This window comes from Micromonospora sp. NPDC020750 (assembly GCF_044334565.1).
Taxonomy (GTDB): Bacteria; Actinomycetota; Actinomycetes; order Mycobacteriales; family Micromonosporaceae; genus Micromonospora.
Genome location: NZ_JBIRTH010000005.1, coordinates 639,807 through 646,301, shown reverse-complemented (window position 1 = coordinate 646,301; position 6,495 = coordinate 639,807). Strand labels below are relative to the sequence as shown.

At 74.9% G+C, this 6,495-nt stretch carries 8 protein-coding genes; 6 read left to right on the top strand and 2 right to left on the bottom strand.

Annotation, left to right across the window (positions count from 1 at the left end):
• Positions 1–1,278 (bottom strand): hypothetical protein (locus ACH4T9_RS19285; RefSeq protein WP_396686845.1); only part of this gene is annotated, 1,278 nt, incomplete at its 3' end.
• Between ACH4T9_RS19285 and ACH4T9_RS19280 the strand changes: the two genes are divergently transcribed.
• Together ACH4T9_RS19280 and ACH4T9_RS19275 are read left to right on the top strand one after the other, a co-directional pair.
• The gene (locus ACH4T9_RS19280) at positions 1,255–2,175 is read left to right on the top strand and encodes a tetratricopeptide repeat protein (RefSeq protein ID WP_396672089.1); all 921 of its coding nucleotides are present in this window, start codon (positions 1,255–1,257) and stop codon (positions 2,173–2,175) included. The genes ACH4T9_RS19285 and ACH4T9_RS19280 overlap by 24 nt on opposite strands.
• On the top strand, positions 2,172–3,194 hold the full coding sequence (locus ACH4T9_RS19275; RefSeq protein WP_396672090.1) for an HAD-IIA family hydrolase: 1,023 nt from the start codon (positions 2,172–2,174) through the stop codon (positions 3,192–3,194). Before ACH4T9_RS19280 ends, ACH4T9_RS19275 begins: the two co-directional genes overlap by 4 nt.
• A 32-nt stretch (positions 3,195–3,226) precedes the next feature.
• Here the strand turns inward: ACH4T9_RS19275 and ACH4T9_RS19270 are convergent, their stop codons facing one another.
• Positions 3,227–3,565: an SCP2 sterol-binding domain-containing protein gene (locus ACH4T9_RS19270; protein ID WP_396672091.1), complete on the bottom strand. Its 339-nt coding sequence runs from the start codon at positions 3,563–3,565 to the stop codon at positions 3,227–3,229.
• Between the two features lie 113 nt (positions 3,566–3,678).
• On the opposite strand from ACH4T9_RS19270, the gene ACH4T9_RS19265 reads away from it, so the two are divergent.
• The 4 genes from ACH4T9_RS19265 (at position 3,679) to ACH4T9_RS19250 (ending at position 6,466) form a co-directional block, all read left to right on the top strand.
• The gene (locus tag ACH4T9_RS19265; protein WP_396672092.1) at positions 3,679–4,263 is read left to right on the top strand and encodes a phasin family protein; all 585 of its coding nucleotides are present in this window, start codon (positions 3,679–3,681) and stop codon (positions 4,261–4,263) included.
• A 28-nt stretch (positions 4,264–4,291) separates the two neighbouring features.
• A complete protein-coding gene (locus tag ACH4T9_RS19260) occupies positions 4,292–4,516 on the top strand; it encodes a hypothetical protein (RefSeq protein WP_396672093.1) in 225 nt (74 codons plus the stop codon).
• 19 nt (positions 4,517–4,535) lie between these two features.
• A complete protein-coding gene (locus tag ACH4T9_RS19255; RefSeq protein WP_396672094.1) occupies positions 4,536–5,417 on the top strand; it encodes a TlyA family RNA methyltransferase in 882 nt (293 codons plus the stop codon).
• Between the two features lie 164 nt (positions 5,418–5,581).
• Entirely contained in the window at positions 5,582–6,466 is an 885-nt protein-coding gene (locus ACH4T9_RS19250; protein WP_396672095.1) for an NAD kinase, read from the top strand.
• The last annotated feature ends 29 nt before the right edge of the window (positions 6,467–6,495 follow it).

The window sequence follows — 6,495 nt, the reverse complement described above, 5'->3', positions numbered from 1 at the left end:
GGTTTCCGTTCTGGTCCGCGTGAGGGTGGTCCGTCGCGTGACGGTGGTTTCCGTGGTGGTGACCGTCGTGAGGGCGGGTACCAGGGCGGCGACCGTCGTGAAGGCGGTTTCCGCTCCGGTCCGCGTGAGGGTGGATCCGGTGGTGACCGTCGCGAGGGTGGCTTCCGGTCGGGTCCGCGTGAGGGTGGTTTCCGTCGTGACGGGGATGGCCGGCAGGGCGGGTTCCAGGGCGGCGACCGACGTGAGGGCGGCTTCCGCGGTGGCGACCGTGAAGGCGGCTTCCGGTCCGGTCCGCGTGAGGGTGGCTCGCGTGAGGGCGGTTTCCGGTCCGGTCCGCGTGAGGGTGGCTCGCGTGAGGGCGGTTTCCGTTCCGGTCCGCGTGAGGGTGGCTCGCGTGAGGGCGGTTTCCGTTCCGGTCCGCGTGAGGGTGGTCCGTCGCGTGACGGTGGTTTCCGTGGTGGTGACCGTCGTGAGGGCGGGTACCAGGGCGGCGACCGTCGTGAAGGCGGTTTCCGCTCCGGTCCGCGTGAGGGCGGCTCGCGTGAGGGCGGCTTCCGTTCCGGTCCGCGTGAGGGTGGATCCGGTGGTGACCGTCGCGAGGGTGGCTTCCGGTCGGGTCCGCGTGAGGGTGGTTTCCGTCGTGACGGGGATGGCCGGCAGGGCGGGTTCCAGGGCGGCGACCGACGTGAGGGCGGCTTCCGCGGTGGCGACCGTGAAGGCGGCTTCCGGTCCGGTCCGCGTGAGGGCGGCTCGCGTGAGGGCGGCTTCCGCTCCGGTCCGCGTGAGGGCGGTCCGTCGCGTGACGGTGGTTTCCGTGGTGGTGACCGTCGTGAGGGCGGGTACCAGGGCGGCGACCGTCGTGAAGGCGGTTTCCGTTCCGGTCCGCGTGAGGGCGGCTCGCGTGAGGGCGGTTTCCGTTCTGGTCCGCGTGAGGGTGGTCCGTCGCGTGAGGGTGGCTTCCGTGGTGGTGACCGTCGTGAGGGCGGCTTCCGGTCCGGCTCCCGTGAGGGTGGCTTTGGTGGTGGCGACCGGGCCAGTCAGGGCGATCGTCCGCGCCGCGACGACCGCCGTGGTCCTGAGGACCGGCGCCGGGAAGGTGGTTACACCGCCGGCCCCGCCCGCGACGACCGGCGGGACCGCGCCGGATCGGCGGAGGGTGACCGTACGACGGACGCGCCCGCGCTGCCCGACGAGATCGTCGCGACCGACCTGGACTCGACCGTCCGCGCCGAGCTGCTCTCGCTGGCCAAGCCGGTGGCGGACACCGTCGCCCGGCACCTGGTCGCGACCGGCCAGCTGATCGACGAGGCTCCGGTCGAGGCGCTGGCGCACGCGATGGCCGCCCGGCGGCTCGCGTCGCGGATCTCGGCGGTCCGGGAGGCGGTCGGGTTGGCCGCGTACCACACGGGGGAGTGGCAGACGGCCATCGCCGAGCTGCGCACGTATCACCGGATGACCGGGTTGCAGAGCCACCTGGCGGTGCTCGCCGACTGCGAGCGGGCGCTCGGGCGGCCGGAACGGGCGATCGACCTGTTCCGGGGCGCCGACCAGGAGAAGCTGGGCCAGGCCGTCGCGATCGAGCTGCTGATCGTGGCCGCCGGCGCCCGTGGTGACCTCGGCCAGAAGGACGCCGCGGTGGCGATGCTCCAGGTTCGTGAGCTGACGAGCGAGGCGACCGACCCGTGGGCCGGTCGGCTCCGGTACGCGTACGCCGACGCGCTGCTCGCGGTCGGGCGGCGCGAGGAGGCCCGGGAATGGTTCTCCCGGGCGGCCGAGGTCGACACCGACGGCGAGACCGACGCGGCCGAGCGGCTGCTCGAACTCGACGGGGTGCTGATCGAGGGCGACGACGAGGACGAGGAGCCGGCCGAGGAGATCGCTGCCGGGCCGGGAAGCCCGGGCGCGGTGCCGGCTGAGCCGGTCGCCGGCCGGTCGGACGACGAGGACGCCCTCGGTGCCGACGACCGGGATGAGGACCTCGACTCTTCGGACGCCGCCGACCGCGCCGACGAAGACGACGACGCCGACGAAGGCGAGGACGCCGGGCGGAGCGCCGCTGACCTGGCCGGGGACGAGCTGACCGACGACGAGGCCGGCACCGTTGCGGCCCGGCCCGGGTCGACGCGTGGCGAGGAACCGGCCGGCGACCGCGAATCAGGTACGGACCAGCGGTGACCACGGACGCCGGGGGTCGGCTGGCCGACGGGTACTCGCTGGTCGTCTTCGACCTGGACGGGGTGATCTACCTGATCGACCGGCCGATCCCCGGCGCCGTCGCGGCGGTGGGTCGGCTGCGCGCCGAGGGACGGGCGGTCGCGTACGCCACGAACAACGCGTCCCGTCGTTCCAGCGAGGTCGCCGACCTGCTCTCCGGGATGGGCGTGCCCGCCACCCCGGAGGAGGTGCTGACCTCCGCCGCCGCCTCCGCCGAACTGCTGGCGGAGCGGCTGCCCGCCGGTGCGGCGGTCCTGGTGGTGGGCGCGGAGGCGCTGCGCGCCGAGGTCGGCGCGGTCGGGCTGCGTCCGGTCTCCCTCGCCGACGACGCCCCGGCTGCGGTGGTGCAGGGGTACGGCCCACAGGTCGGCTGGGCGGACCTGGCCGAGGCGTCGCTGGCGGTGCGGGCGGGCGCGATCTGGATCGCCACGAACACCGACCGCACCCTGCCCAGCGGGCGTGGCCCGCTGCCGGGCAACGGATCGCTGGTGGCCGTGCTGCGCACTGCGCTCGACCGGGAACCGGACGTGGTGGTGGGCAAGCCCGAGCCGGCGCTGTTCGCCACCGCCGCCCGCCGGGCCGGCGAGGGGCGCACCCTGGTGGTGGGCGACCGGCTGGACACCGACATCGAGGGCGCGCGCCGGGCCGGGCTGGACAGCCTGCTGGTGCTCACCGGCGTCAGCGATGTGCCCGAGCTGCTGGCCGCCGCCCCGGCGCGTCGCCCGACGTACGTCTCGGTCGATCTGGCCGGGCTGTTCGACCCGGCGGCGGTGGTCCGGGTGCCCGGCGACCCGGAGACCGGTGGCTGGTCGGCGACCGTGGCCGACGACGGCGTGCTGGAACTGACCGGGGCGGGACGGCCGCTGGACGCCCTGGCCGCGCTCTGCGCCGTCGCGTGGGCGGCGGACGCCGGCCCGGCGGTCCGGGCGGGGTCGCCGGAGGCCATCGAGGCGTTGGCCGACCTCGGCCTGACGGACTGATCCGGGGACCGGCGTCCCGGCTGTCAGAGCAGTCAGAGCAGCTTGCGGAGCTTCAGCAGGTCGAACGGGTTCGCCTTGATCGAGACCTGCTTGGACGCCACCGCCCGGGTGACGTCGAGCTCGCCGCGGACGAGGGCGAGCAGATTGTCGCTGCTGGTGCTCAGCGCGATCTTCGCCTTCGGGTCGTCGCCGTCGGTCAGGTCGAGCAGCCGCCCGTCGGCGAGTCGGCCGTGGAAGGCCGTACCCAGATCGGTCACCCGGCAGGCCAGAGTCCGGTCCAGGTCGATCCGCCCCCGCACGGTCTCGGCGTTGCGGTCCAGCCGGGCGGCCAGATCCTGCAACGCCTGCCGGCACTCGTCCACGCTGGCCACATCGTCTCCTCACACCTCGCCACGCCCGTTTCCCGGCACCGTACCGTAATGGGCGTCGCGCGGCGCCCGGTAGCGTGACACCTGAAACCCCACCCCCGTGGAAGGATTCAGGCATGCAGGACGCGTGGCGCGCCTACCTCGGACTGGCCATGGGCCTGACGGAGGCCCCCCGGAAGAAGGCCCAGGACGTCGTACGCCGGTTGGTCGGCTCCGGTGAGGCGACGGCCACCCAGCTTCAGGCCCTCGCCGAGGAACTGGTCTCGACCGGTGTGGCCAACCGGGAGGCGCTGACCAAACTGGTGCGCTTCGAGGTGGACCGCGCCCTCGGCGCGGTGGGACTGGCGGCCGCCGACGAGGTGGCCGAGCTGACCCGCCGGGTGCACGAGTTGGAGCGTCAGCTCCGGGAGGCCAAGGCGGGCCCGGCCGCCCCCGTCGGGTCCGCCCTGCCGGCCGGCCCGGCGGAGCCGACCCCCCTGCCCTCCGCCGCCGCGGAGCCTGCGGGCCCCGCAGCCCCGGACGCGCTGGCGACGCAATCCGTGACGAAGAAGGCGGTGGCCAAGAAGGCCGTCGCGAAGAAGACCATCGCCCGCAAGCCGCCGGCCACGGTGAGTCGTACCGGTGCCGACGAGGGCGGCGCGGAGCCGGCCCGGCCGGTGAAGGCGGCGCCGCGCAGGCAGCAGCCCGGCGGCGCGAAGTGAGCGTACCCGCGACGGGTCGAGGCGGGCGGTGAGCGCGCCGTTCCGGCCGGGCCCGCCGCCCGGTCCCCGGCCGGGTCCGCCGCCGAGCCTGGTCGGCGTCGACGACGACGGGGCGGTCCGGCACCCGGCGGTGGACGCCGCCGTCCAGGCGATGGCGAACGCCGCGGGGCTCTCGCCGGCCGACCAGATCCCGCAGTACGAGGCGGCGTACCAGACGCTGCGCGAGACGCTCGCCACCATCGACCAGGCCTGACCGACCGGAGAACCTTCCCATGGCACGTCGCACCCGGCTCGACGCCGAACTCGTCCGCCGCGGGCTGGCCCGCTCCCGGGAGCAGGCCGCCGCGCTCGTGGAGGCCGGGCGGGTCCGGCTTCGCGGGGTGCCGGCCCGCAAGGCCGCCGCGATGGTCGACCCCGCCGACCCGCTGCTGGTCACCGGTGCCGACCCCGTCTCGGAGTACGTCTCCCGGGGCGGGCACAAGTTGGCCGGCGCGCTGGCCGCGTTCGCCCCGGGCGGGCTGCGGGTGGCCGGCCGCCGCTGCCTCGACGCCGGCGCGTCGACCGGCGGCTTCACCGACGTCCTGCTGCGCGCCGACGCGGCCGAGGTGGTCGCCGTGGACGTCGGGTACGGCCAGCTCGCCTGGTCGCTGCGCACCGACGACCGGGTACGCGTCCTCGAACGCACCAACGTCCGCACCCTGACCCCGGAGGTGATCGGCGGGCAGGCCGACCTGACGGTGGCCGACCTGTCGTTCATCTCGCTGCGGCTGGTGCTGCCGGCGCTGGCCGCCTGCACCCGGCTCGACGGCGACCTGGCGCTGATGGTCAAGCCCCAGTTCGAGGTGGGCAGGGAACGGGTCGGCGCCGGCGGGGTGGTGCGCGACGAGGCGTTGCGCGCCGAGGCCGTCCTCGATGTGGCGGCGGCGGCAGCCACGCTCGGCCTGGGGCTGGCGGACGTTACCGCGAGCCCACTGCCGGGGCCCAGCGGCAACGTCGAGTTCTTCGTATGGTTACGCCGGGGCGCGTCGACGGCCGACCCGCAGCGGGTGCGGGCCGTCGTGGCGGCCGGCCCGCAGGGTCCGCCCCCGTCCGGCACCACGCCGGACGCGGCCCCGCAGGGGCCGGAAACGGCCCCGGAGGAGGTGGCAGGGTGAGCGCGAGGAGTGAGCTTGCGAGCCCCGCAGTCGCGAACGGAAGGCGGATCGGGTGAGCGCGAGGAGTGAGCTTGCGAGCCCCGCAGTCGCGAACGGAAGGCGGATCGGGTGAGCGCGAGGAGTGAGCTTGCGAGCCCCGCAGTCGCGAACGGAAGGCGGATCCGGTGAGTCGTACCGCGCTGCTCGTGACGCATACGGGCCGGCGCCGCAGCACCGAGCACGCCCGGGCGGTCGCGGCGGACCTGATCGCCGCGGGCTTCGAGGTGCGGGTGGTGGCCGAGGAGGCCGAGGACCTGGACCTGCCCGGCGTGGTGCCGGTGACCGGCCCCGAGGCCGCCGAGGGCGCGGAGATCGTCTTCGCCCTCGGCGGGGACGGCACGTTCCTGCGCGCAGCCGAGCTGGCCCGCCCGACGAAGGTGCCGCTGCTCGGCATCAACCTCGGCAAGGTCGGCTTCCTCGCCGAGGCGGAGATCGACGACCTCGACGTGGCGGTGCGCGACGTGGTCGAGCGCAACTACACGGTGGACGAACGGCTCACCCTGGACGTGACCGCGGAGTTCGACGGCGGCCCGACGATCGAGTCCTGGGCGCTCAACGAGATCAGCGTCGAGAAGGGCGAGCGGGCCCAGATGCTGGAGCTCCTCGTCGACGTGGACGGCCGGCCGCTGTCGCGGTACGGCTGCGACGGCGTGGTGTGCGCGACCCCGACCGGCTCCACCGCGTACGCGTTCTCCGGTGGCGGGCCGGTGGTCTGGCCGGAGGTGGAGGCGCTGCTGTTGGTGCCGATCAGCGCGCACGCGCTGTTCAGCCGACCCCTGGTCACCTCGCCGACGTCGACGTTCTCGATCACGGTGGACCCGTTCACCACCCTGGCGGTGCTCTGCTGCGACGGCCGGCGCGTGTACGACCTGCCGCCGGGCGCCCGGGTCACGGTGCGTCGTGGCGCGCTGCCGGTGTGTGTGGTGCGGCTGCGGGCCCGGTCGTTCACCGACCGGTTGGTGGCGAAGTTCGGGCTGCCGGTGCACGGCTGGCGGGGCAACCGCAGGTGAGCCAGGTCTCCCCGGCGTCCCGCCGACGG